Source organism: Ruegeria sp. CG1, assembly GCF_056537265.1.
This window is the reverse complement of the sequence record NZ_JBQFRF010000001.1, coordinates 1-26055: the sequence shown is the minus strand read 5'-3', so window position 1 is coordinate 26055 and position 26055 is coordinate 1. Positions and strand designations below refer to the sequence as shown.

The 26055-nt window shown below is 55.3% G+C and carries 24 protein-coding genes and 1 pseudogene; 2 read left to right on the top strand and 23 right to left on the bottom strand.

The genetic code is table 11. The features are described 5' to 3' along the window. Positions 1-7 precede the first annotated feature (7 nt). The 4 genes from ACR0AU_RS00125 to ACR0AU_RS00110 all read right to left on the bottom strand — a co-directional run bounded on the left by ACR0AU_RS00125 (position 8) and on the right by ACR0AU_RS00110 (position 4265). A complete protein-coding gene (locus tag ACR0AU_RS00125; RefSeq protein ID WP_170403632.1) occupies positions 8-838 on the bottom strand; it encodes a carbohydrate ABC transporter permease in 831 nt (276 codons plus the stop codon). Positions 839-848: 10 nt separating this feature from the next. Further along, positions 849-1715, bottom strand: coding sequence for a carbohydrate ABC transporter permease (locus ACR0AU_RS00120; protein WP_170800117.1), 867 nt, complete (start codon positions 1713-1715; stop codon positions 849-851). A 120-nt stretch (positions 1716-1835) separates the two neighbouring features. Further along, positions 1836-3143 (bottom strand): ABC transporter substrate-binding protein, encoded by a 1308-nt coding sequence (locus ACR0AU_RS00115; RefSeq protein WP_170511702.1) that lies wholly within the window; start codon positions 3141-3143, stop codon positions 1836-1838. Between the two features lie 114 nt (positions 3144-3257). Then, the gene (locus tag ACR0AU_RS00110) at positions 3258-4265 is read right to left on the bottom strand and encodes a LacI family DNA-binding transcriptional regulator (RefSeq protein ID WP_480795389.1); all 1008 of its coding nucleotides are present in this window, start codon (positions 4263-4265) and stop codon (positions 3258-3260) included. Positions 4266-4347: 82 nt separating this feature from the next. Here ACR0AU_RS00110 and ACR0AU_RS00105 point away from each other — a divergent pair, with 82 nt between their 5' ends. Further along, complete coding sequence (locus tag ACR0AU_RS00105) at positions 4348-4494, top strand: GntR family transcriptional regulator (RefSeq protein WP_480795123.1); 147 nt, start codon at positions 4348-4350, stop codon at positions 4492-4494. A gap of 598 nt (positions 4495-5092) precedes the next feature. Here the strand turns inward: ACR0AU_RS00105 and ACR0AU_RS00100 are convergent. The 19 genes and pseudogenes from ACR0AU_RS00100 to ACR0AU_RS00010 all read right to left on the bottom strand — a co-directional run bounded on the left by ACR0AU_RS00100 (position 5093) and on the right by ACR0AU_RS00010 (position 24611). Continuing rightward, a pseudogene (locus ACR0AU_RS00100) lies at positions 5093-5800 on the bottom strand (IS6 family transposase). Between the two features lie 306 nt (positions 5801-6106). Beyond that, positions 6107-7114: a LacI family DNA-binding transcriptional regulator gene (locus ACR0AU_RS00095; RefSeq protein ID WP_480795122.1), complete on the bottom strand. Its 1008-nt coding sequence runs from the start codon at positions 7112-7114 to the stop codon at positions 6107-6109. A gap of 5 nt (positions 7115-7119) precedes the next feature. Continuing rightward, complete coding sequence (locus tag ACR0AU_RS00090; protein ID WP_480795121.1) at positions 7120-8289, bottom strand: dihydrodipicolinate synthase family protein; 1170 nt, start codon at positions 8287-8289, stop codon at positions 7120-7122. Between the two features lie 4 nt (positions 8290-8293). Further along, positions 8294-8602: a Dabb family protein gene (locus tag ACR0AU_RS00085; RefSeq protein WP_170424020.1), complete on the bottom strand. Its 309-nt coding sequence runs from the start codon at positions 8600-8602 to the stop codon at positions 8294-8296. Positions 8603-8604: 2 nt separating this feature from the next. Further along, a complete protein-coding gene (locus tag ACR0AU_RS00080; RefSeq protein WP_170635339.1) occupies positions 8605-10191 on the bottom strand; it encodes a GMC family oxidoreductase N-terminal domain-containing protein in 1587 nt (528 codons plus the stop codon). 16 nt (positions 10192-10207) lie between these two features. Then, positions 10208-10966 carry a 3-ketoacyl-ACP reductase gene (locus ACR0AU_RS00075; RefSeq protein ID WP_480795120.1) on the bottom strand — a complete coding sequence of 253 codons (759 nt, stop codon included), beginning with the start codon at positions 10964-10966 and terminating at the stop codon, positions 10208-10210. Next, complete coding sequence (locus ACR0AU_RS00070) at positions 10963-12453, bottom strand: GMC family oxidoreductase (protein ID WP_170612593.1); 1491 nt, start codon at positions 12451-12453, stop codon at positions 10963-10965. Before ACR0AU_RS00070 ends, ACR0AU_RS00075 begins: the two co-directional genes overlap by 4 nt. Next, positions 12450-13562 (bottom strand): sn-glycerol-3-phosphate ABC transporter ATP-binding protein UgpC, encoded by a 1113-nt coding sequence (locus ACR0AU_RS00065; RefSeq protein ID WP_170612595.1) that lies wholly within the window; start codon positions 13560-13562, stop codon positions 12450-12452. Before ACR0AU_RS00065 ends, ACR0AU_RS00070 begins: the two co-directional genes overlap by 4 nt. Before the next feature lie 6 nt (positions 13563-13568). Further along, positions 13569-14450 (bottom strand): carbohydrate ABC transporter permease, encoded by an 882-nt coding sequence (locus ACR0AU_RS00060; RefSeq protein WP_068340098.1) that lies wholly within the window; start codon positions 14448-14450, stop codon positions 13569-13571. Continuing rightward, positions 14450-15343, bottom strand: coding sequence for a carbohydrate ABC transporter permease (locus tag ACR0AU_RS00055; protein ID WP_170376146.1), 894 nt, complete (start codon positions 15341-15343; stop codon positions 14450-14452). The genes ACR0AU_RS00060 and ACR0AU_RS00055 overlap by 1 nt, the downstream gene beginning before the upstream one ends. A 101-nt stretch (positions 15344-15444) precedes the next feature. After that, a complete protein-coding gene (locus tag ACR0AU_RS00050; protein WP_170733486.1) occupies positions 15445-16695 on the bottom strand; it encodes an ABC transporter substrate-binding protein in 1251 nt (416 codons plus the stop codon). A gap of 56 nt (positions 16696-16751) precedes the next feature. Further along, positions 16752-18275: an aldehyde dehydrogenase family protein gene (locus ACR0AU_RS00045; RefSeq protein WP_480795119.1), complete on the bottom strand. Its 1524-nt coding sequence runs from the start codon at positions 18273-18275 to the stop codon at positions 16752-16754. Between the two features lie 4 nt (positions 18276-18279). After that, positions 18280-19047 carry an enoyl-CoA hydratase/isomerase family protein gene (locus tag ACR0AU_RS00040; RefSeq protein WP_480795118.1) on the bottom strand — a complete coding sequence of 256 codons (768 nt, stop codon included), beginning with the start codon at positions 19045-19047 and terminating at the stop codon, positions 18280-18282. After that, positions 19044-20615, bottom strand: coding sequence for an acyl CoA:acetate/3-ketoacid CoA transferase (locus ACR0AU_RS00035; protein WP_480795117.1), 1572 nt, complete (start codon positions 20613-20615; stop codon positions 19044-19046). The genes ACR0AU_RS00040 and ACR0AU_RS00035 overlap by 4 nt, the downstream gene beginning before the upstream one ends. Beyond that, entirely contained in the window at positions 20615-21616 is a 1002-nt protein-coding gene (locus ACR0AU_RS00030; protein ID WP_480589767.1) for a Gfo/Idh/MocA family protein, read from the bottom strand. The genes ACR0AU_RS00035 and ACR0AU_RS00030 overlap by 1 nt, the downstream gene beginning before the upstream one ends. Before the next feature lie 213 nt (positions 21617-21829). Next, positions 21830-22654 (bottom strand): TauD/TfdA family dioxygenase, encoded by an 825-nt coding sequence (locus ACR0AU_RS00025; protein ID WP_170733491.1) that lies wholly within the window; start codon positions 22652-22654, stop codon positions 21830-21832. A 43-nt stretch (positions 22655-22697) separates the two neighbouring features. Beyond that, positions 22698-23105, bottom strand: coding sequence for an SMU1112c/YaeR family gloxylase I-like metalloprotein (gene gloA2 / locus ACR0AU_RS00020; RefSeq protein ID WP_480795116.1), 408 nt, complete (start codon positions 23103-23105; stop codon positions 22698-22700). 603 nt (positions 23106-23708) lie between these two features. Next, complete coding sequence (locus tag ACR0AU_RS00015; protein ID WP_480795115.1) at positions 23709-24344, bottom strand: serine hydrolase domain-containing protein; 636 nt, start codon at positions 24342-24344, stop codon at positions 23709-23711. Positions 24345-24353: 9 nt separating this feature from the next. After that, a complete protein-coding gene (locus ACR0AU_RS00010) occupies positions 24354-24611 on the bottom strand; it encodes a hypothetical protein (protein WP_480795114.1) in 258 nt (85 codons plus the stop codon). 280 nt (positions 24612-24891) lie between these two features. On the opposite strand from ACR0AU_RS00010, the gene ACR0AU_RS00005 reads away from it, so the two are divergent. Then, positions 24892-25872: a hypothetical protein gene (locus tag ACR0AU_RS00005; protein ID WP_480438740.1), complete on the top strand. Its 981-nt coding sequence runs from the start codon at positions 24892-24894 to the stop codon at positions 25870-25872. Positions 25873-26055 lie beyond the last annotated feature (183 nt).

Here is a 26055-nt window from a genome sequence, read left to right as displayed (position 1 = left end):
AAGTTCCTTATTTGACGGCGCCGAAGGTCAGGCCGCTGACAAGTTGTTTCTGGCTGAACCAGCCAAGGATGAGGATCGGCGCAATGGCCATGGTTGATGCTGCACTGAGTTTGGCAAAGAACAGGCCTTCGGGGCTGGAGTAGCTAGCAATGAAGGCCGTCAGCGGAGCCGCATTAGCTGCTGTAAGGTTCAGTGTCCAAAACGCCTCGTTCCAGGCCAGAATGAAGTTCAGCAGCAAGGTCGAAGCTATGCCGGGAACTGCCATCGGTGTGAGAACGTGAAGGATTTCCTCTTTCAGCGTCGCACCGTCCATTCGGGCCGCTTCAAGGATCTCACCTGGGATTTCCTTGAAGTATGTGTACAGCATCCAGACGATGATCGGCAGATTCATCAGCATGAGGATGATGACCAGCGCGCCTCGGCTGTCGAGGATGCCAAGTTTGATGCAGATCAGGTAGATCGGGTACAGAACACCAACCGCCGGTAGCATTTTAGTGGACAGCATCCAGAGGAGAATGTCCTTGGTGCGATTGGAAGGAACGAAAGCCATCGACCAGGCCGCAGGGACCGCCACGATGATACCCAATATTGTCGAACCCCCGGCGATGATGATCGAGTTCCAAAGGAACCGGGCGTAGTTGGACCGCTCCATCACCGCAGAGTAGTTTTCAAGCGTCCAGTCAAATGCCAGGAACACCGGAGGGTCTGCGATTGCGGTAGCTTCGGTTTTGAAGCTGGTCAGGACAGTCCAGAGGATCGGAAAAAAGATCAGCAGTCCAACACCCCAAGCGGCGGCTGTGTTGATGATCTTACGTTGTTGAGTTACTGCGCGGGCCATCTTTTCCTCCTCACGCGTCCAGGTTCTTGCCGACGATGCGCATCAGGAAGATCGCAACGATGTTGGCGAGAATGATTGCATAGACACCACCAGCGGAACCGAGGCCAACATTCTGACTTTCAAGAACACGTTGGAAAATCAGATAGGTCAGAGTACGGGTGCCAAACGCGCCTCCGGTCGTGACAAATATTTCTGCAAAGATTGCCAGCAGGAAGATCGTCTGGATAAGAACCACGATCGTAATCGCACGGCTGAGATGTGGCAGAGTGATGTAACCAAACCGCTTCAGCGGCGGAGCACCATCCATTTCTGCTGCTTCCAATTGTTCACCGTCCAGAGACTGGATTGCCGTCAACAGGATAAGCGTTGCGAACGGCAACCATTGCCAGGAAACGATCATGACGATTGAAGGCAGTGAAGCCTCAGACAGCCACGCGATCGGCTCAGCCCCGAAAAAGCGCCACAGATGGGCGAACAGACCGTTTACCGGATCCATGAACATATTCTTCCACACCAACGCAGAAACAGTTGGCATGACAAAGAATGGTGCGATCACCAGAATGCGGACAACACCTTGCCCCCACATTGGTTGGTTCAACAAGATCGCCAGCAACACACCAAGGATCACGGTGATTAAAAGAACTCCACCGACGATGGTCAGGGTTGCTATCACTGACGGCCAGAACGCGCTGGAGCTAACGAAACGAACATAGTTATCGAAACCGACCCACCCAAGATCTCCTCCACGCAGTGGAAGGTATTGCTTGAATGAGAAAATGAGCGTCATGATCAGAGGCACGAGCATCCAGCCGAGGAGCAAGATGACTGCTGGGGCCATCATAAGCCGCGCCGCTGATCGGGAGTGTTTAGTAGCCATCGGGCATACCTCCTCTGTTGATTGCCATGAGGCTATCTTAAACAGTGCATAGTTATTGAAAATTTATGGTGCCTCGGGAAACACTTGGGAGAAGAGTGTTGCCCGAGACCGGTGGAGCGCTTAGCGGTAGCCAGCGGCTTCCATAGCGTCGTTTGTCAGCGCCTGAGCTTTGGCAAGCGCCTCATCAACGGTCTGCTGACCTGCATAGACAGCAGAGAATTCCTGGCTCACTTCCGTCGCGATGCCCGCAAATTCCGGGATTGCCACGAACTGGACGCCAACATACGGAACCGGCTTCACAGTCGGGTTTGTCGGGTCCGCAGCTAGAATTGAATCCAGCGTCTTCTGGGCAAAGGGAACCGCCTGATAGTTGGGGTTTTCGTAAAGCGATGTACGCGCGCCCGGAGGTACGTTCGCCCAACCTTCGTTTTCTGCGACAAGTTCAATATAGTCTTTTGACGTTGCCCATTCGATGAACGCTTTTGCTGCAGCTTCCTTTTGCGTTCCGGCGGGAACCGCCAGCGCCCATGCCCAAAGCCAGTTTGCTTTCTTGTCGACACCTTCACTGTTCGGCGCTAGCGCGAAACCAACCTTGTCGGCAACAGTTGAGTCATCAGGATTGGTCACAAACGAAGCCGCAACGGTGGCGTCAATCCACATGCCACACTTGCCCTGCTGGAACAGGTTCAGGTTTTCATTGAACCCGTTGGTCGCGTAGCCGGTTGGGCCGGATTCCTGCATCATGTCGACAAAGAAGGTCAGCGCCTCTTTCCACTCTGGCTGATCGAACTGGGCATTCCAGTCTTCGTCAAACCAGCGCGCACCGAAGGAATTGCCGGTTACGGTGATAAAGGCACCGCCTTCACCCCAGCCTGCTTTTCCGCGCAGGCAGATTCCGTTGATGTCATTGTCACGGTCTGTCATCGCTGCAGCAGCTTCGCGGATGAATTGCCAGGTTGGCGCCTCAGGCATTTCCAGACCGGCCTTCTCCATAAGGTCAGTCCGGTACATGATCATCGAGCTTTCGCCGTAAAATGGCGCGGCATAGAGAGTACCGTCGTGGCTCAGACCGGCTCGCATGGCTGGCAGAATATCATCCGCATCGTACTCAGCAGAAAGATCGTCAAGCGATACCAACCATCCATTGGCGCCCCAAATCGGTGTTTCGTACATGCCAATGGTCATGATGTCGAAAGAACCGCCCTTTGCGGCGATGTCCGTTGTGACACGCTGGCGCAATACGTTTTCTTCCAATGTGACCCACTCGACCGTGTGGCCGGTCTTATCAGTGAAGTCCTGAGTCAACCCCTGCATGCGAATCATGTCACCATTGTTCACGGTGGCGATGACAAGATTCTCTGCTAGTGCGCCACTTGCAGTGACGAGTGTCATTGCCGTCGCCGCATATAGAGCTTGTTTGAATGACATCCTAATTCTCCTCCTCGTTGGATGATGACTTTGACTTTAGTCAAAACCACAACGCGAAGTCAATTAGAAATTTACGCGCGTAAAATTATGGATGGTTGCGCGACCAATAATGCCTCAGGCCGACTCCCGCATGATCAAACGGCCCTCAAACAGTTTTTCCTGCCTTTCGGTCGGGGCTTCTCCCGTCTCGAACAATGCAAACAGGGTGGACACCGACCAATTCGCGATAGCTTCGTAATCTTGCGCGATTGTCGTCAGGGGGGGGCAAGTAAATCTGGAAAAAGGGTGATCATCGTGGCCTGCAATCCTGAGGTTACATTCGTGACCATGACCAACCTTAAAGCCAAGGCCATAGGCGGCCGACAAAAGACCAATTGCAAAGCGATCATTGCTGCACAGGATCGTGTTAGTGCTGAATGCTCCCTCGGATAAAAGCCGACCCCCTTCAACTTTTCCAATTTCCTCGAAGTCCCAGCCTTCTCCGTTTACTCGAAAAATGCTCGGCGTTTTACCGTGCCGCTCCATGCTTTCGATATAGGCTTGTCGGTGTTTGTTGGCGTTCGGGTTCAGAGGTTTCTTCATTTCGAAAAAGCAAGGCGGCTCGCCACTGCGGCAGAGGTACTCAACCATTAAGTCAACACTTTGAAAATGATCGGTACCAACAAATGCCCGTCCGACATTATGCATATTGGCGTCAAACAAGACGACCGGAATATCCGCATCAAATGCCTTTACGGCGTCTGTATCAGACAGCTTGCCGAATGGTGCCAATAATACACCCGCTGGTTTCAAGGATTTAAGCGAGTTAAGGTTATCTCGCTCCATTTCGGGATTACCGTGTGAACTGAGTAAAATCGGGCTGTAACCGGCCTCAATGCATGCAAGCTCCACACGTCTGCCGATCTCGGAAAAGAACGGGTCAGCTAAGTTAGGTACTATAACGCCAATGTTCTTGGTGGTGCGTCTGTTTTGGTTCATCGCGAAAACATTCGGATGATAATCATACTCTTCCAGCGCTGCTTCGATCTTTTTTCTTGTGGAAGCACGCACGCTTTCAGGATCGTTGAAATACTTCGAGACGGTAGGTCGAGAAATCCCACTGATAGCTGCAAACTCTTCCATATTTCGGATTTTACGTTGCAAATTTTACCTCACACCAAATTACAACCTATCGCGCGATAACTTTTGTCAAATTTAGTAGTGAATGACCTGCGGTGTCAAGTTACGCGAAATGATCCTAACCGGCGAGCTGCCTCCTAGACAAAAACTCAAAGTTGAACAGCTTCGCGGGCTTCTGGACACCGGCGCAAGCCCTATTCGCGAAGCACTTACCTGCCGTTGGACTGTGTAGAACGATTGGCAACTGGTTATCGTTGGTGCGAAGGGACGGTTTGGTTCGCGTGCGGACGAGCTTGCACGATAGGAAAGACAGCCTCATTTCGCAAACCGGGCATTGTGACATAGTTGAGTGCAAGGGCAGCAAGCTGCCCTTGCTTGATTTGCTGTTCAGAAAGGAACCCGATGGTGTGAAGGCGGTGGGCGTTCAATCTGTGGCGGGGGGCCGACGTCCTCCCTATGGTAATCCGGCAGTTCAGCTAGCTTGCGCAGAAGAGGCCGTTCTTTGCTGGATTGTAAGGCAAGTACAGCATCCAGCCGCAGCAAGAGGCCACGCGACCGTTTGAAGGGGATGTATAGTGATAAGGTTGGCATTGTTCTCTATGTTAATGATGGAAAGCCGCCACGTGAAGAAAACACAAAAAAGGCCGCTCACGAGGCGGCCTTCAGATCGGTAATCTGTCAGACCGCTTTAAGGGGCTACTGCGCCTGCCGCGCGAAGCATCGAGGACTGAAAATTCAGCATTTCTGATCTCCTATATCAGGGTTTCCAGTTCTGGAGGTGCTGTCAGACGAATTCGAACCAGTCTCAGTTTGCCGCGGAAACCGCGAGCCTATCCGGAACAAAGTCGACGCCACCCGGCGAGAGCAGCGCTGCGTGTCAGCTTGAAGGTGTCTCTGCTGGCAAGCGATCTTTCCTGGTTGAAGTGGTTGTAGACGTAGGAATGGATGGAGACGAATTTCTGCAAACTTCGCATGCGCCTGAAACGCTGCATCGCGCGTTCGCGTCGTCGAAACGGTAGGTGCGAATTCTCGACGCGCTTATTGAGCCACCTGCCCGTCTGCTGTTTTTTGAGCGCGCCCATTTCTTTGAGCGCAGCCTTGTAGAAAGCGAAGCGATCTGTGACGATCTCTTCGGCGCAACCGTGCCGCTTCATCAAATTCTTGAGGAATTTCAGTGCTGCAGCTTTTATTCGGCGTTTGGTGACGACGGCCTCAAGCACTTCACCTTAGTGATCGACGGCACGCCAGAAGTAGTGGCGTTTGCCGTTCACTTTCACGAATACTTCGTCTACGTGCCACTTCCATCTTGAAAAGGCACGGAGTTGCTGAACCCGTTATATTCGGATCTCTGATGCATACATCGGGCCGAACTTGTTCCACCAGTATCGGACGGTTTCCTGGCTCACGTCGATGCTTCGCTCGTGCAACAAGTCTTCGACATTCCGAAGCGAGAGCGGGAAACGGATGTTCAGCATCACCGCAAGGCGGATGATCTCGGGACTGGTTTTAAAGTATTTGAATGAGGCAGGCCTGGTCATGGGCAAAAGCTACACAACAACCCTACCCCGCTCAATCAAAGTTCTTCTGACAAGACCAATAAGCACATTGGTGGAAAGTTTCGGAACTCACTTCGATGCCAAACTTTTGCAGCAGATCTTCGAGATTTCGAAGCGAGAGCGGCAATCGATTGTATAGCGTCACCGCAATGCGGATGATCACGGGACTAATTTCAAAGATTTTGAAAGAGGCAGGTCTGGTCATGGCAAAAGCACGCGACCGCTATGTCCCGCTCAACAAAAGCTCTTCTGACAAGACCTCTCGACAAAGGCTGGTATAGTCTTTTGCTACACCGTGTCTTTCGTAGTTTGCCTCAATACCAAGCGCGTTGAAGTCCGCGTGGGTTGTGCTGGCGTAGCACCATCCTGCAACCACTGCAAAACAGTGTCCGCAACTTGTTCTCCAAACTCAGAGACGCCGCAATGTACGGTAGACAAAGCTGGCCAGCATTCTGATGCTTCCTTGATGTCGTCGAAACCGACAATCTGAAACTCCGTGCCAATCTTTACCTGAGTTTCATGGCAGGCATTAATCATCCCAAAAGCAACAAGATCATTGAAACAGACTGCGGCATCGCACGCAGGATGCTCTTTGAAGAGGTTGACCGTTGTTTCATGTCCAAATGATCGGCTGGATTCCCCTGTTTTTACAATAGGCTGCAAGTGGTTGTCTTTCATCGTACTGATATAGCCGGACAGTCTTTCCTGAGTGACTTCGGCACCATCCAGACCACCGACAAAGGCGATGTTCCGCGCGCCCGTTTCGATCAGATACTGCGTTGCCGCGCGTCCGCCCTCTGCGTAATCAGGGGCGATAAAGGGAAATCTGCCTGTTTCGCTTTCAACCCGTCGCAAGACTTGCATCAACGGAATGCCAGCTCGCTCTACCGCGGAGAGGGTGTTTGTGACATCGCCATAAGCAGGCGATAGGATCAAAGCAGAAACACCGTGCTCAAGCATCGCGCCCACCACTTGATCCTGAAGTTCGGGGTCTTCGTTTGTGTTCGCCAATACGACCGCATAGCCTCGGGACGCCAGCGCCATCTGCAACGAAGTCGCAAACTCGGTGAAAAACGGGTTGGTCAGGTCGTTTATCACCAAACCTATTAGCGCCGTTCCCGTGGATCGCAGATTTGCCGCCGATCGGTTATAGACATACCCGATCTCTTTCATCGCGGTATGGACGAGCTTGCGTGTCTCCGGCTTCACCTGCGGACTGCCCTGCAACACAAGGCTTACCGTCGACTTGGAAACGCCCGCCGAGTTGGCGACATCTATGATCGTGGGTCTTCGCATTCAGGCTATTGTTCAACTCCATGCAAGCTGAGAAGCGTGGTCATCCGTGCTTTAGCCAGTTCAGGGTCTGAGAGTAAACCGGCCTGATCCGCCAATCTGAATACTTGCGCGTAGTGGCAGATGTCACGGCTGGATTGGAACCCACTCGGCATGATGAAATGGGACTGGGCTCCGTTCAGCCATGCCAGATAGGCAATCCCGGCTTTGTAGAACCGCGTCGGAGCCTTAAAAATCTCTCGACTGAGGGGAATAGTCGGTGCGAACAGCGCGTTGTAGCGATCCATGTCGCCCATAGCCAACGCCTCAAGCGCCTGGCTGGCGGCGGGGGCGATAGCAGCGAAAATGCCGAGCAGAGCGTGGGAAAAATGCGCTCCATCCCCGGCAATAAGCTCGGCGTAGTTGAAATCGTCACCAGTGTAGAGGCGCACGCCGTCCGGCAAACGTGCGCGAAAGCATTCTTCATGTGCCTGATCCAACAAGGATATTTTTATCCCATCAACCTTGGCGGGATTTTCGTTGATCAGGGACAGTACAAAGTCGCTGGCCGCGTCGATATCCGTGCTACCCCAATAGCCCGTCAATGCAGGATCGAACATATCGCCCAGCCAGTGCAGGATTACAGGCTCCGCAGCCCCATCGATCAGCGCGCGGTATACATCATGGTAGGTGTCCGGACCTGCCTTGATCGATGGGAAGGCGCGTGACGCCATGAGGATCAATTGCCCTCCGGCGGCTTCGATCGCCTCGGCCTGATGCTCGTAGGCTGACAGGATTTCACCTGCTGTGTTCAACGCGCTTAGAGGCAGGTGATCAGTCCCTGCCCCACAAGCCACCCGAGGCGACAACGGATGCGCCTGCGCAGCCTTCATTGTGCGCTGGATCAGCTCCAGCGCGGTCTCCCAATCGACGCCCATACCCCGTTGTGCGGTATCCATGGCTTCGGCCAGACCCAGCCCCTGATCCCAGAGTCCCTGACGAAATCGCAGGGTCGCTTCCCAATCAACTGCGGGACGCCCCTCCCAGGGATTACGTTCCACCAGCGGGTCTGAAACCACATGAGCCGCCGCAAAGGCCGTGCGCGTCAGAGGCACCTGCGGCTTGCGCGGTACTAACGGCGTTCCGGTCAGCGCATAGGGTTCCAGCTGCCCCTCAGGATTTGGCAAAATCAATTTCATTGTCTCAAACCTCCAAATCCAGAACCAGAATGCCGTCGATGCCACCCACGGCGTTCTCGACCAGTTGCGCGCCCAGCGCCTTGTGCGTTTCGTTGTTCTGATAGGCCTCCAGCACGCCCCAATCGTTGAAGTCGATCACGAACCCATGCATGTATCCGCGTTCGATCTGCTCGGGGCTCTCACTGCGGCCCCCGGTAAACCCGCTGGCCCCGGGAAGGGCCTTGGACACGTCCTCGAGACCTTTGTAGATGGCTCCGATTGTCTCCTCGGTCACGTCGGCGCGGAATTTGGTCAGTACGATATGGCGGATCATTTTTAGAAACCCTGATCTTGTTTGATCATGTCGGAAGCTTTTTCCCCGATCATGATTGTAGGTGCATTGGTGTTCGATGAATTCACTGTTGGCATAATCGACGCATCCGCGACGCGAAGCCCTTCGATCCCATTGAACCGCAGGCGCGGGTCCAGAACGGCTTCGGCATCGCTGCCCATACGACAGGTACCAGCGCAGTGGTGCGATGTTTTGGAGTGTACACAGATATAATCGAAATACTCCTGCTCGGTCCGCACGTCCGGGCCCGGCAAACGTTCTGCCAAGATGTACGGCTTCAACGCATCCTGAGCGAGGATGTTCTGCACCAGCTTCAGGCCCCGAATGGACATCTCGCGATCGTAGGGATCCGCCAGATAGTTGGGATCTATCAGCGGCATCATCGCAGGGTCCGAGCTTTGCAATCGGACGGATCCGCGTGACCTGGGTCGCAGAAAACAGGCGTTCAGTGTAACCCCACCGTTGGGCATCGCCTCGACCCCTGCCTCAATGCCGGTACCAAGCCCTAGATGCATCTGAAGGTCCGGCGAACGCGCATCCGGGTCTGCGTACCAGAACCCACCCGTTTCGAACAGGCTGGACGCGACCGGTCCCTTGCGGGTGAAAAGGTATTGCAGGCCTGCAAAAGCTGAAAGGTGCAGCTTAGCAAAACGGTCGTAGGTGTGCGGGCCGGTCACTTCGCAGATGGAATACAAATCCAGATGGTCCTGCAAATTTGCGCCCACCTGCGGCTGATGAAAAACTGCGTCGATGCCAAGGCTGTCCAAATGATCCGCCGGTCCAATTCCCGACAGTTGCAACAAGCGCGGCGAACCGATGGCACCTGAGGACAGAATGACCTCTTTCGCGGCGGAGATCTTGTCCCCGTTCATCATCTCGACACCAGTCGCCCTGCCCTTGTCCACCATAATGCGGCGGGCCTGTGCGCCAGTGCGCACTGTCAGGTTCGGGCGGCTGCGGTTCGGCGCGATAAACGCCATCGCAGCAGAGGATCGTCGCGCATTGCGCTGGGTCAGCTGATAGTACCCCGCTCCATCTTGTTTGGCCCCATTCACATCGCGTGTTTCAGGTATCCCCACTTCCCCAGCGGCCTTGATGTAGGCATCGCAGATTGGCAAAGGGGCTGCGGGCATGGACACGCCCAGCGGTCCGCCCTTGCCGTGAAATTCGTCGTCGTAGGTGTCGTTGTCTTCGGACTTTTTGAAATAGGGCAGCACGTCGGCATAACTCCACCCCTCGCACCCCATCTGTCTCCAGTCATCGTAGTCCTGAGCTGCACCCCGCGTGTAGATTTGCGCGTTAATTGCAGAGCCTCCGCCGATCACCTTGGCCTGGGTGTAGTTGAAGACCTTGTTCTGCATGTGCTTTTGCGGAACCGTGGACCAGCCCCAGCTGCCGATACCCTTGGTCATCTTCGCGAACCCGGCTGGCAGGTGAAAGAACGGGTGACGGTCGGTGGAGCCAGCCTCTAGCAACAACACACGCGTCGATGGTTCTTCCGAAAGACGCGCAGCGATCACCGAGCCTGCCGAGCCGCCACCAATGACAATGAAATCATATCCTTCAGACATTCTTGTGTGCCCTGACTTACAGACGTGAAATCGACAAGCCGCCATCCACCGGGATGGCGGCACCGTTCGCAAAGTGCATGTGCCCTTGAACCAGTGGGACGACAACTGACCCAATATCCTCGGGCTCACCCCAGCGTGCCGCGGGAACAAGACCGCCCTCGATACGGTCGGTATACTTGTCGCGCACGCCCGCCGTCATCTCGGTCGCGATGATTCCCGGTCGTAGCTCAAAGACACCGATGCCTTCGGGGGCCAAGCGTACTGCGAACAACTGAGCCATCATCGCTGCGGCCGCCTTGGACACGCAGTAATCGGCGCGTTCGATCGATACCATTGTCGCGCTGACAGAGGTGACAAAGGTGATCGAACGATAGGTATCTTGCGTCTGCTCCAACATGCGCCGGGCCACCTCTTGCGCCAGAAAAAACGCGCCACGCAGGTTGATGTTCTGCACGAAATCCCAATTCTCGGGCTTCAGGTCCAGCATGTCACCACGCACTGGCGCCCCTACGCCTGCGTTGTTTATAAACGCGGTGATCGGGCCCAAATCGGCTTCGATCTGATCGAGTAGCGCCGGAATGTGATCAATGTCGGACACGTCGTGCTGCACATAAATTGCGCTTGGGCCAAGCTCTGCCAAAGTCGCCTCAACGACCGGTTTGTAGGGCGCCGAGCGAGAGGCTATAGCGACCTTGTACCCTGCGGCGATCAAGGCGCGCGCCACCCCGAGTCCAATGCCCTGTTGTCCTCCGGTCACCAATGCTGTTCCGGTCATGCGGCAAACTCCGTTTCAATAATGTGACGACCTGCCCGGAGTGCGAGTGCGGCTATAGTAAGAGCCGGATTCACTGCCGCAGATGTCGGAAGAACTGACGCGTCGACGATGAACAGGTTCTTGTGGTCGTGGCTGCGGCAGAACGTGTCGACGACACTGCTTGCCGGGTCATTACCCATCCGCGCTGTGCCGCATTGATGCGACGGAGTGCGCCGATCAAATGGTCGCGACAGTACCACAGGAAACCCCGCCTGCTTCAGATGCGCCTTTAGCCGCGCAACCAAGGCCTCGTGCGCCGCCCAATTCGAGCGTTTCCAGTCCAGCGTGATTTGGTCTCCTTCGACCGTCACCCGGCTGTCTGGGTTCGGCAGGTCTTCGGACATGGCATAGAAATCAAAGCTGCGATTGGCGATTAGCGCTGCAATTGGCCTCGGCAGGCTGGTTTGCGACGAAAGGATCGGCCCGGTGATCTTTCCCAGCATCTGAATATTGCCCAATGGCAAACCACCCTGCCCGCCGCTGTTGTAATAGTCGTTAAACATCAACGTTTTCTGATAGACCGCCCTATTTCGACGCAGCGGATGAAGGGCCAGCACCGCCGAACAATTGTGGTTCATGAAGTTCCGTCCGACCTGATCGGACCGATTGGCAAGACCGGTTGGACAATTGTCGTTCGCGGACTGTAGCAACAGTGCCGAGGACTGTACCGCACCTGCTGCAAGCACGATGACCGGCGCACGCAGGGTACCGTGGCCATCAACTTCGACACTTGTGACACGACCAACGGCATCAGCCTTCAATTTTCGGACACGCGCGTCAGTTAACAGCTCGACATTCCCATGCTTCAATGCCTCGGCGAGGGCACAGGTTTCGGCGTCCATTTTGCCGCCGCATGTATTGGGAAACGCATCCCAAGTTGTTTGCCCAGCCCGCAACCAGGTTTCGATATCCACGCCCAAAGGCACTGAGGATGGCGTCAGGCCTGCGTGGCTTAGCCGGTTCCTCAGGTCTGCAATATCAACCTCATCCGGCACAGGTGGGTGCGGGTAACCCCTACTGTGCGGCGGTTCGGTGGGGTCATCTTTGGTGGTCCCACGTGCGTCGTAAAGCTGTTCCGCGGTGGTGTAATCCGCCTCCAGCTCTTCATAGGGCATGGGCCAGCCGTGCGAGTAACCACCCATATGCTGACGCGGCTCAAAATCCTCTTTCCGATAGCGTATCAAAGCTGCGCCGTAGAACTTAGAATTTCCACCAACGCAGTAGTAGTTTCCGGGGTTAAAAGGTTTGCCTGCACCGTCCAGCCATGTTTCATCGGGACGAAAGTGCCCATTGACAAAGATCGCTTTTGGGTCTCGATCCTGCGGTGAGGGCTGCAACCGCTCTCCTCTTTCAAGGATCAGAATGCGGCGACCGGACGGGGCCAGCGCAGCAGCCAGCGTTGCCCCCCCGATACCCGACCCAATGATTATGACGTCAGCTCGATTCATGGAAGGATCCGCATCTCGCTTTCGGGATCAAAAGCCACGGCCTTTTCCATGTTCACTGCAAAGTTGAAATCCTGACCCGGTGCCACTTCGGCATCCGAACGCATACGCGCGATCACATCCCGTCCGCCCAATTGCATCGAGACGAAGGTGTCCGATCCAGCGGGCTCCGTCACCACGATACGGTTGGCCATCTGCGCGATGTTCGACGACTTTCGATCCGCGCCATCCATATCGGTGATAGTCTCTGGGCGGATTCCCAACAAGATCTCGCGCCCATCCCATGCGGCCAAGTTGTCCTGGCTGAACGGAAGTTGCGCCATAGATCCGTCATGAACGGCGACCTCTGCATGAGGGTGGCCATTCAAAACCGTAACCTTGGCCGGTACCACGTTCATCGCAGGCGAGCCCATGAATGTTGCAACGAAGATATTCGCAGGCATGTCATAGATTTCCTGCGGCGTACCCAGCTGTTGGACATAACCGCCGTTCATCACGGCGATCCGGCTTGAAAGCGTCATCGCCTCGATCTGGTCATGCGTCACATAGACGATGGTGGTCCCGAGATTTTGATGCAGCTTCTTGATTTCGGTTCGCATGTCGACGCGAAGCTTGGCATCGAGGTTCGAGAGCGGTTCATCGAACAGAAAGACATCAGGGTTCCGTACTAACGCGCGACCCATTGCAACCCGCTGGCGCTGACCGCCCGACAACTGACCGGGCTTACGATCCAGCAACTGCTCGATCTGTAAGAGCTTGGCAACTTCTTGCATCGCTTTGTCGCGTTCAGGCTTGGGCACACCATGCATCTCAAGACCGAAAGTGATGTTCTGCCCGACCGTCATATTGGGATACAAAGCATAGCTTTGGAAAACCATGGCAATGTTGCGGTTGGACGGGTGCACCCCGTTCATCACCTGATCCTTGATGCGGATTTCGCCGCTGGTGATCTCTTCCAGCCCCGCGATCATGTTCAGCAGAGTGGATTTGCCACAGCCCGAGGGGCCGACCAGAACCAGGAACTCTCCTTCTTGCACCGAGATGTCGACTTTGTGCAGAACCTCGACCGCCCCGTAGGATTTGGTCGCGTTGTCTATGTCTAGAAAACCCATGAGGTCTTATCCTTTCACCGAACCCGCCATCAGGCCGCGGACGAAGTATCGACCGGCCACGATGTAGACGAGCAGAGTTGGCATGGCCGCCAGAATGGCGCCTGCAAAATGAACGTTGTATTCCTTCACACCGGTTGATGACTGCACCAGATTGTTCAGTGCCACCGTCATCGGTTGGCTGTTGGCATCGGCAAAGGACGCGCCGAACAGAAAGTCATTCCAGATGTTGGTGAACTGCCAGATGATCGAAACCACGGCGATCGGCCCGGAACTGGGCAGAAGAATGCGCCAGAAAATCTGGAAGAACCCAGCGCCATCAATCTGCGCCGCGCGGATCAGCTCGGTCGGGAACACAGCGTAGTAGTTGCGGAAGTACAGCGTGGTAAAGCCAATCCCGTAGACAACGTGGACAAGTGCAAGACCCCAGGTGGTGCCTGCCAGCCCGATTATGCCCAACATCCGTGCCATCGGGATAAGAACAATCTGGAACGGGATGAAGCAGGCGAACAGCATCAGACCGAATAAGATGGTGTCGTACTTGAAGCGCCATTTGGTCAGCACATAGCCGTTCAACGCCCCAAGAATGGTCGAGACGATCACCGCCGGAACCACCATCTTGATCGAGTTCCAGAAGTAGGGCTTCAGCCCTGTCGGATCGACGCCGATCTGCGCCGAAGACCACGCCTTGAGCCACGGCTCAATCGTGAATACCTGCGGCAGGTTCATCATGCCGCCGCCGGTGATCTCTTCCAATGGCTTCACCGAGTTCACCAGCATGACATAAAGCGGCAGCAGGTAGAACAGACCGAACAGAAGCAGCACCAGATATATCAACGTGCGCGTAACGCGGCCCGTTCGGATTGCGGTATCCTGAGTAGCTTGAGACATCAGCGTTTCTCCCGCAATTCGGCGTAGAGATACGGGATCATGATCGCGGCAATGGTCATCAGCATGATCGTGGCCGAGGCCGCACCGATCCCCATCTGGTTTCGCGTGAACGTGTAAGAATACATGAAGGTCGCGGGTAGTTCTGTGGCGCGACCGGGGCCACCCCCGGTCAGGGCGATGACAAGGTCAAAGGTCTTGATCGCCAGGTGGCTGAGGATCACGAAGGCCGACAAGAAGGCTGGTCGTAGTTGCGGGATAATGATCCGGCGATAGAGGTTCCAGTTCGACGCGCCGTCCATCTGCGCAGCCCGCAGAATTTCATTGTCGATCCCACGCAGGCCAGCCAGAAACATTGCCATCACGAAGCCGCTCGTCTGCCAGACGGCTGCTAGAACAACTGTGTAGATGGCGTAATCACGGTTTTTTATCCAGTCGAACTCGAAGCTGGTCCAGCCCCATGTGTGCATAACGTTTTCCAACCCGATGCCAGGGTCAAGGAACCACTTCCAGGCTGTACCGGTGACAATGAAGCTCAGAGCCATCGGATAGAGGTAGATGGGACGCAGCAGCCCTTCCCCCCGGATTTTCTGATCAAGGAAGATCGCCAGACCCAGGCCGATACAGGTGCAGATCACGATGTATAGGCTCGCGAAAATCCCCATATTGATCAACGAGGTTTCCCAATGGCTCAGCCGCCACAGTTTGTCGTAGTTTTCCCATCCGACCCATCCAAAGGACGGCAGGATGCGACTGTCGGTGAATGACAGGTAGACCGAAAACAGAATGAACCCGTAGACAAAGACCAGCATCATCGCCAGCGACGGTGACAGGACCAGCTTGGGTATCCAGTTCTGAAGGCGTGTCTTAAAATCCGCGTCGGCTGAAGCAGCCATGGCGCGCCCTCCTCGTTCGAGTCGTGTTAGATCGGAGCTTTTGCGCCCGTTTGGTGACAGGGCGGCCAGACCGCCGCCCCATCGGGAGGATCACTTGTGGATCACTTGGCGATCGAAACGGCGTCAACCAGTTCGGTCACGGCATCTTCGCTGCCGTACTCGCCGTTAAAGTGGGCGGTCACCACGTCATAGACGGCGTTCTTGACTGACGCGGGCGCGGCATGTCCGTGTGCCATCGAGCCGAACAGGTTGCCTGATGAAGCCGCGGCGGCCAAATCTTTCATGCCCTGCTGACCACACGCATCCAGATCGCTGCCATCCACGTCAGTACGAGCCGGGACAGAGCCCTTCACCTTGTTAAAAGCAATCTGGAAGGATGGCGACAGGATCGCGCTGGCCAGCGCGGCTTGCTCGGCCGATACCGAACCGCCCTGATCAAACATCATGAACTGGTCAGCGTTGAAGGTGACCTGATCCTGAGTACCCGGGAAGCGGAAGCACAAAAAGTCTTCGCCCGGCACTTTGCCCGCGTTCAGGAATTCGCCTTTGGCCCAATCACCCATCATCTGGAAGCCGGCTTCGCCGTTGATGACCATCGCTGTCGCCAGGTTCCAGTCTCGACCCGAGAAGTTCTCATCCACGTTGTCGCGGATAAAGGCCATACGGTCGAACGCTTCTTTCATCGCGTCGCCACCCAGCGTTTCCTCGTCCAAGTCGATGAAGGCCGCTTTGTAGCCGTCAGGCCCCAGCGTCGACATCGCGATAGCATCGAACACGGTCGCGTCCTGCCATGCCTGACCACCATGCGCGATCGGAGTGACACCAGCAGCTTTCAACGCCTCAACTGCGGCGACGAATTCGTCCCAGTTGGTGGGCTGTGCAATGCTGTTGGCGTCCAGCACCGCCTTGTTAGCCCAGACCCAGTTGGTCGAATGCACGTTCACAGGGGCCGAGACCCATTTGCCGTCATGCTTGGCGAAGGCTTTCAGCGCATCTGGGACGACGTCATCCCAACCTTCCTGGGCTGCCACTTCGTTCAGATCGGCCAGCGCGCCCTGATCGGCCCAGTCTAGAATGTCAAAGCCCAGAGCCTGAACGGCTGTTGGAGCGTTGCCTGCGGTGACGCGTGCGCGCAGAACGGTCATCGCCTGCTCACCACCGCCACCTGCAACAGGCATGTCGGTCCAGCCGATGCCCTGTCCGGACAGGTCGTCCTTGAGAACGTTCAATGCTGCAGCCTCACCGCCAGAAGTCCACCAGTGCAGAACTTCCACGTCTTCAGCGTGCGCAAGGCTGGTCGTGCACAGTAGACCTGCCACAAACAGCGATTTTGTCTTCAAAAATTTACGCATTCTTGTTTCCTCCCTTAATGCGTTCTTCTTATTCGGGACCAATCCGGTGCCCGGCTTTAGTCTTGCGGAACCCATGGCGCTCGGTTGTTGCCGATGCGCATGACCACTGATTTCACTTCGAAGAATTCCTCGAACCCGTAACGTCCGATTTCCCGCCCCTGCCCGGATTGCTTGAACCCACCGAATGCAACCTCGGGGAACCCGTCCATCCAGGTGTTGGTCCAGACCGTTCCCGTTTCTGCACGACGGGCGAATTCGAGGCAGGTGTGAACGTTTTCGCTCCAGACTCCTGCCGACAGACCGTAAGCGCTATCATTGGTTAGCGCGATTGCTTCGTCCAGTGTTTTGAACGTCAAAACAGACAGAACTGGTCCGAATACCTCATCCCGGGCTATTGGCATGTCGGGCGAGACATCAGAAATCACCGTCGGCTGGTAGAACTGAGCGCCCAAGCCTTCGACCTCCAGCGGCTCACCACCCAGATCAATAGTTGCACCCGAAGCCTGCGCCTGCTTGACGTACGCGTCGATTTTTGAGTTGTGCTCGGACGTTACGATAGCACCAACCTGCGTCGTCTGGTCCAGAGGATCGCCGAATTTGACTTTGCGCGACAGGGCAACGACACGCTCACGGAAATCGTCGGCTATGTCTTCGTGCACAATGATGCGACTGCTTGAATTGCAGCACTGGCCAACATTGAAATAGACACCAAACACAACCGCATCAGCGGCTGCATCCAGATCGGCATCGGGAAAAATGACCTGCGGGTTTTTGCCCCCAAGCTCTAGCGCGACTTTCTTGAGCGTGTCCGACGCAACTGCGCTGATCGTCTTGCCCACGGCTGTTGAGCCCGTAAAGCTGATCATGTCCACGCTGTCATGGCTCGACATCACACTGCCAACGGGAACTCCGTAGCCCAGAACGATATTGCATACACCGGCGGGCAATCCAGCTTCGACCAGCAACTCGCCCAGCATCAAGGTTGTCGACGGTGTCATCTCAGACGGCTTCACAACAACGGTGCAACCAGCCGCCAACGCGAAGGGCAGCTTCTGACTGAGAATCCAGAAGGGGAAGTTCCACGGCGTAATGATGGACACGACACCGATGGGTTCCTTCAGCACGATACCCATCATGTCTGCGCCAATAGTGTTGTGGCTGTCGCCGTGTGTGCTGCGTGCCAATGAGGCCGCATAGCGCCAAAGGTCTGCTGCACCGCCGACCTCGCCCTTGGATTGGCTGATCGGCTTACCGCTTTCCAGCGTTTCGATCAGCGCGATCCGGTCGACATTCTGCTCAATCAGGTCGGCAACCTTCAGCAAAACGGTGGCCCGTTCTTTGCCTGATGCCCGGCTCCAATCACCGCTGTCGAACACCTTGCGCGCCGCCTGGATCGCGGCCTCGGCTTCAGCCTCGCCACCCAAGGCCGAACGGCTGACGATGTGCCCGTGCGAGGGCGAGCGCCGTTCGAACGTCTCACCCGATGCGCTATTCTGCCACCTGCCATCGATGAGATGCCGACCTTCGAACAACGGCGGCAACTCGAACGGGATGGCAGGGTTGATGGTGATATCTTTCATATTGTCAAAGGCCAGAAAATGTGGGGTTACGTTTTTCCATGAATGCGGCAACGCCTTCTTCGCGGTCCGCTGAGGCGGCAATCGCTGCGCTACCAAGGGTTTCGACCACGGCATGAGTGTCTTCACCGACCGCTGCATGGATCATGTTTTTTGAGATTTCGGTGGCGCGAGGCGAAAGTTCGCTAAATTCGGCGGTGATCTCAAGCGCGCGCGCCAGAACGTCGTCAGTCGCCTCGGTCGCAAAGCCCAAGGCCACGGCGCGGTCAGCACCAATACGGCGCCCAAAGAGTGCCATCTCTTTCACCGCAGCTTCGGGGATCAGCCGGGTCAACCGCTGTGTCCCGGACCAGCCGGGTACAATCCCAACCCGAGCTTCAGGCAAAGCCAGCGTGGACCGCGGGGTCATCAGGCGCAGATCGCAGCAACTGGCCAGCTCTAGCCCACCGCCGAACGCATGACCGTTGATCGCAGCAATTGTTGGCTTGCCGATCCGCGCCAGGCGGTCAAAGATGCGATGTCCATCACGGACCCAATGGCGCGCGAATTCAGCGGGGCTCAGACCACCCCAAGCGCCAATATCGGCCCCACAACAGAACGCTTTTTCACCCGCGCCCGTCAGAACAAGCGCACGAATAGACACGTCACGCTCGACCTCTGTCAGGCCAGCTTCCAGCGCGCGCAGTATATCTACAGTTAACGCATTGAGCTTGGCCTCGTTGTCCAAAGTCAGGACGGCGGTTGCACCCTCGATATGAATGCGCAGTTTGCTCAAAGTGTCATCCCCATCGAGCCAACTGCGAATAGCGACTTGGGCATCTGAACCGCGTTTTCCGCGACTTTGACGCGACCGCCTGAAGCTTCGACAATATCGCGCTGCACCTCAATGCCGGGCATGATTTCCGTCGCGACCAGCCCCTGATCCGTCAGGCGAATAACGCAACGCTCGGTTACATAGAGCACATCCTGACCGGTTTCCCGGGCACGGCGGCCCGAGAATGTGACATGTTCGACCTGATCCACCATCTTGGTGAATTTTCCTGGGGCATTCACACGGATACCATCCTCCGCCAGATCAATCTTGGCGCCAGCTTCGAACCAGCCCGAGAACACGATCTTTTTGGCCCGCGCGGTGATATCGACAAAACCGCCGCACCCTGCTGTCAAATAGGGTTTTTTACCAAGTTTGGAGACGTTCACATTGCCTTCGACATCGACCTCGAGGAACGAGAGGAACGACATATCGAACCCGCCGCCCTGGAAATAGATGAATTGCTGTGGTGACGGCACATAGGCATGCGCGTTGGATGCACACCCAAAGGCAAAGCCGGTTAGTGGGACACCACCGACGGCCCCCTGTTCAATCGCCCATGTCACCGCCTGAGGATGGCCCTCTTCCAACAAAACACGCGGGACCATAGCGCTGATTCCAAAGCCCAAGTTGGCGCTCATGCCGCTGCGGAGTTCTTGAGCGGCGCGACGCGCGATGACCTTTTCGACGCCATGCTCGGCCAGTGAAAAGCTGTCCCAAGGGCGCATGATCTGGCCAGAAATCGAAGGATCATAAGACGTTTCAGTCGTTTGCATCTGCTCCGGGTCTTCAACGATCAGGTCGACCAGATGCCCCGGCACGCGCACTTCATGGGGGCGCAGGCTTCCGGCGGCAGTCACACGTTGAACCTGTGCGATCACGATCCCACCGTGGTTGCGGACGCAGATCGCTTGCTCTAGCCCGCCCAAATAAGCGCCTTCATGCTCATAGGTCAGGTTTCCGAACTCATCCGCTGTGGTAGCGCGCAAAATACATACGTTCGGGTTGATGTTTGGGAAGTGCAGCCAGGTCTGACCGTCGAACTCTCTCCGGTTCACGATGGGCGTTGCCACGCCACGCGCATTCATCGCGCACCCTTCGCGGACAGGGTCCACGAAGGTTTCAAGCCCGACTTGCGTCAAAACACCAGGCCGATGCGCTGCGGCCTCGCGATGCATGTCGAACAGAATTCCCGACGGCACGTTATATGCGGCGACCCGATCCTCGACGATCATTTTCCAGATTTCCGGCATCTCAAGGCTGGAAGGGCCCGACGGGTACGATCCGGCAAGAACGCGGCTTAGCAATCCATCCTGCGCCAGATAATCCATGCCCTTCACGCCATACATATCACCGGCGGCTATAGGGTGCAGCGTTGTAATGTTGCGCGGATGCCCCTCTGTGCGAAACCGCTCTCCTAGCACCTTCAGCACAAGGTCAGGGCACCCCAGTGCCGAGGACGATGAAACGGTTACGACAGCATTGTCTGGGATACGAGAAACGGCCTCGGAAACGGAAACAAGCTTGGTCATCAGAAACCGCCATAATCTATGTTGATACGTTCACCCGACGCTGCGGCCTCACGAACGCTTAGCGCGATTGACAGCGATTTCACTCCGTCAGGTCCATAGGCAGCAGGACGGCCTTGTCCCGCCGCTGCGGAGACAAATTCCGAAACGCCTTGAACATAGAGAGAGTGGTCCGAAAACGGAATCTCTTCGCTTCCGGCTTCAGTCACCAGTTTTATTGCCCCAACAGGGCGCTGCGTCATGACGCCATCCGCAAAAATCGAGCCCTTGGTCCCGTGCACTTGCAGGCCCGACCCGGCAAAGGGGTGCGTAAAGCTTTCGTGCGTCGTGACCATCGCCCCCGATGGCATCGTCCACACGGACATGCACGAGTCTTCGACCCCCTGCCCCATCCCAGAGCTGGCCATTTGCGCGACGACGGAAATCGGGTCCTCATTGAGCAGGAACCGCGTGACATCCGCATCATGAACGACGATGTCGGGGATCACGCCGCCGCCGGCATCTGCTGAGTTAATGCGCCACCCCTGTAGGTTCCCGGGCAAATGTACCGCGTGATGTATACGCAGCGAAAGAACGTCGCCGACGCGACCGTCTGCAATGAGATCACGAATGGCACGATGGCTGCCAGAGCATCGCAGGTGGTGATTTGTACCAAAAGTCACGCCAGCCGCTTCGGCTGCGCGCACCATTTCGACAGCTTCCGCTTGCGTCATCCCGAGCGGCTTTTCACATAGAACATGCTTACCAGCCGCGATGGCAGCCATCGCCTGACCATGGTGCTTCTCATTTGTGGAGGAAATGTAGACGGCTTTCACGCCGTCGTCAGACAGCGCCGCGTTCAGGTCTGTGGTTGCATTGGGAATTCCGTGCTCCTTAGCCCATGTTTGCACCCGGTCAGGGGAATTGCTGACGACCCAGGTCACGTCGTTGCTTGCCTGCTGACGCACCGCGTCCAACATATATTGCGAAGCTATAGTGCTCGCTCCGACAAATACCCAATTCATCTGACCTCCCCAAAAATTGGAACGTTCCAAAAAAATTAGTGGAACGTTCCAAATTTGGCAAGAAAAAACTCTATGCGCGCCTTAAAGTTCAGAAAACATGTCTAAAAACGCGACGTTAGATGCCTCATCCAAAACGATCATAGGGAACCGAAGAGATTCACGGCGTGCCGACACTCTGACTGAGTCGCAGAAATTCGCCGAGCGCCACTTGCATCAATGCGTCAGAGCGACCCCTTCCACGGTCACCCTGTGCATAAGACGTCGAAACCCATGGTAGTCGTTGATCGCCTTGTGCCACGTCGCTCTGTTATCCCAAATGGCGATATCCCCTTCCTGCCAACGCAGACGACATTGGAATTCAGGCTGCTTGCAGTGATCGTAAATCATACCCAGCACCGCGGCAGACTCATCCGCGCTCAAGCCTCTGATTTCGGTCGTGAACACGGGATTGACGAACAACCCTCGCCTACCGCTGAGAGGGTGCGTGATGACCACGGGGTGCAAAGCGTCTTGCGTGGCAGCTTCGGCGTTACCCAAACGGCCGCTTTTTGCGGCTTCTGTGTCCATGATGCTGGCGCCAAAGACATGGCGAGAGGAATGCACCGCCCACAAACCATCTAAGAAACCACGCATCGTGGGCGACAAAGCTTCGTAGGCAGCAGCCATCGACACAAACAGCGTGTCGCCACCCTGGGGCGGAACCTCTAGGGCGTGCAGGATCGAGCCCATAGCAGGCTCCTGATCATAAGAGTGGTCAGTATGCCACCCCTCTCCCACAGCTTCTTTCTGATCCTTCTCTTTCAACACCATGGCAATCTCTGGGTGGCCGTCAACCGGTTTGAAAAATCGGTTCACGTTGATTGGGCCGAACTTTCTCGCAAAGGTCAGATGCTCTTGTGGACTAACGCTTTGGCCCCTCAGTGCGATAACGGAATACTCTGCGAAGGCTGACTTAATTGCGTCGAATTGATCTTCACACCGGATGTCCGCCCCGACGATTTCCGCACCCAATCCACCCGTGAGAGGTTTTACTTCCATGCGCCCTCCTCCCTGCTTCGCTCAGCCTAGAAGACGAGACATATCACTTCAATGCAATCGGCTTGGCTTCATACAACTCCAATGGAAGCTCGTCCGGATCGCTGAAGAAAGTGAACCGATGGCCGGTATATTCATCGACACGGATGTCTTCGACGAGGACACCTTTCTGTTCCAGACTGTCTTTCAGCGCCTCGATATCATCCACAACAAACGCAAGATGCCGCAGACCTCGCGCTTCGGGGCGAGACGTGCGTTTGGGCGGGTTGGGAAAGGAAAACAGTTCAATCTGAGAACCGTCCGGCAACGCCAAATCCAGCTTCCAAGATTGCCGCTCAGCCCTGAAATTCTCAGCAACAATCCTCAAACCAAGCGTCTCTGAATAAAACGCCTTGGACCGTTCATAGTCCGAACAAATGACTGCAGCATGGTGGATTGCTTTCAGACTGGTCACGGGCCTGTATCCTTATTTAATCAATTAGCTAAGCCGAACTCTTGAGGTATTTCTTCGCTTCATTTTCAAAACTGATCGAGAAAACCAAGAGGCGTTTGGCCAAATTTGGCAACCGAACAATACAGGAAAACAAAGCAGTATTCATCAAGCGTCTGTGGGCTCAACGTCGTTGTTTTAGGCAACTCGTGCCGGTGGCAGGTCGCGATTCGAGACACACCTTAAATACCAAGCTTCGTGAGCTCTGAGTTGAGCGATTATGCCGCCAAACTAGGCTGTCTACAAACTCGTTTGAAACAAATGAGTGTTGCTCTAAGACAAATTCGAAGCGGTCTTAGTTGCGCCAATTGGGAGTGTCCTCAATGCCGCGCACGGATCGCGCCACTCAAGCAAGCCAAATCTGAACGGGATCTTTGACCGACATGACTGGACCGGCAAAGCGAGATTTTGGAAACATAGTAAAGCTGGCCACCGCCTCTTTCACCTTTCAAAATAGCAATTTAATCGGCGCTCCTATTGCTCCACCGCCCACGGAAGACGAAGGCTGTTTGATAGTTCAGCGCCGTCCAGGCCAAGCGTGACCAACTAGCAGTGTTTATGAAACGTCTAGGTAGCATTCAAAATCGGACCATCTAACAATCTGACCAATTCTCCAAAATAGCCTCCAGAACGCGCCGGACGCGTAGGATCAGATGTAATTGCGACAGCAAGGTTTCGATCAGGATGGGCCGCTATGATTTGGCCCCCATATCCACGTGCCAACTCATAGCCTGAAGGGGACAGAAACCAGCCATAGCCGTAATCCAAACCGGAGAAAGGCGAACGGCCGTGTGGCTTGGTCGATTCCAAGACCCAACGCTCAGGAATGATTTGCCTATTGGCAAAAGCCCCGCGGTCCCGAAGCAGGACCGCGATTTTCAACATCGATCTTGGCGTAATCGCCATCTCATTTCCACCCAAGTAGTAGCCCTGTGGATCCCTCGTCCAAGCAGGTATCTCGATACCAAGCGGTGCACCCAGCCTTTCACGCGTCAGTCTCAATAGGCTTTGTCCGGTTGCAACGGTCAATGCTGCACCAAGCACATGGGTCGATCCGGTAGAATAGAGCATCTGCTGTCCGGGCTCAGCAACCATCGGTCGTGTCAACGCGTCTGCGATCCAGTTGGGAGAGTTGATCCATTCTCCGTAGTTGCTGCCCGAAGTTCTTTCGAGCCCTGCGCGCAGCGTCACCAGATCCTCCATCGTAATGCTTTAGGAACCGGCTGTCGTATTAGCGGGCAAAAGCCGTGGAGCGACCTCCTGCAAGGTGGATTCTACAGATGGAATTTCCTGCCGGTCAATCGCTGTCCCCAGCAACGAAGCCACGATGCTTTTCGAACAAGACTTAATATTGGCCGGCCTATCCAGGCCTGCACCCTGATGGGCCTGCGCGAAAATGACATCGTCGCCGCGTTGAATTTGAAGTGAATGCAACTGCGGAAGACCGCTGATTGCATCATTCAGCGCCACCGTTCGTCCCCGCGCAATATACGGAGCACAAATTGCGGTTGCGGTAACCAACAGGAGCTTTCGACGTGTGATCATGGCCTTCATTTGGAAGCAAATCTCGGAATGTCCAGACACCTACGCAACATCCCAAGATTTATTGTCCAAGATGTAAGAAAGCTTCCACAAACGAAAAGTAGGATTTGAGGCAACGGGAGGCTTCGTTCGTACAATTGACCAGCATCCTTGCGTTTACGAATTGTGTTAGACTGACCCCGAGGACATTCTAGCAGGAGATCTCCCGTTGCTAACGAATTCACTCCGTCTCGCACTCTCGGTCATAACAATCGCCATGTCGGTGGGTACCCTACCGGACCGCGCCAATGCGATAACGCAAGATGTTCCAGCGTGGCTACAAAAGCACGTCGGTACAGGTGAGGGGCAAATCGCGCCAATCGTTTTGGAAAGGGCACGAGCGCTTTACATCAAGAAACTACGCCGAGGCGAAGTCAGGAACCCTTGCTACCTTGCCAAGGATGCGACCCGCCCCAGCACTGCAAGTAACGGCAATCCAGGCAAGCGTTTTTTTGTCATCTGCGAGTCACAAAAGTCCTTCCGAGCGGTTTCGTCCGGCTATGGCAATGGCAGAAAACTCCTGCGCGCCAATTTTTCGAATGGCCGACAATGTGCGAAGAACTTCAGCAATGCAGAGGGCTCTAAACTAACCGCCGGAGGTGCCTATGTGACGGCTGAAACCCGCACGTCCTTCAAAGGTTACCACAGTCATTCCGGCAAAACGCAGCCTTTCTACCGCACGTTTCTTTTGTTTGATGGTGAAGGAGAAACGAGCAATGCTCGCGAGCGCGCCATCGGAGGCCATCCGGCTGTCTTCCTGAAGTGGCAGTGTAGGTTCAAAAAACCTAGAAGCACTCATGCAGACAACGACGGTTATGTCCCATACGGAAAACTTGTGAACTACACTGGTGGTCGTAGCAATGGTTGCACAACCTGGTCACAATCCGCCTCAAAAGAGATTTTGGCGCTTGTAGAAGGGAACCCGACGACCCTCTACATCTACCCAGAATCCAAAGACATAAACGCTGTCACCAAAGCGTTAAAAAAGGGAAAATCACTTTCTCGAGCTGGAGTTTATTGGAACGCAGCTTGCCTAAAAGCGATTGGCGCACCAAAGTTTTGGCCCAAAAGTAGCCTCCAACCTATCATAAATAGTTGGAGAGCATCCTTGCCTAAACAGCCACCACTGGAATTGCCGATCTGCAAGTAAACTGCAAAGCAGACCGTTGGCGCGCTACCCTTCAAGCCTTTCTGCTGTGGGCTCGATGTTGACTTTCAGTGAGTTTCACTCAATGTCTGCTTTGCGGAGATAGTGTTGAAAAAGTCGGTTGATTGGTTGGTCTGGCGCTGATTCACTCGTTTTGAGAGTGGAGGACTTAGCAATGATGGGACC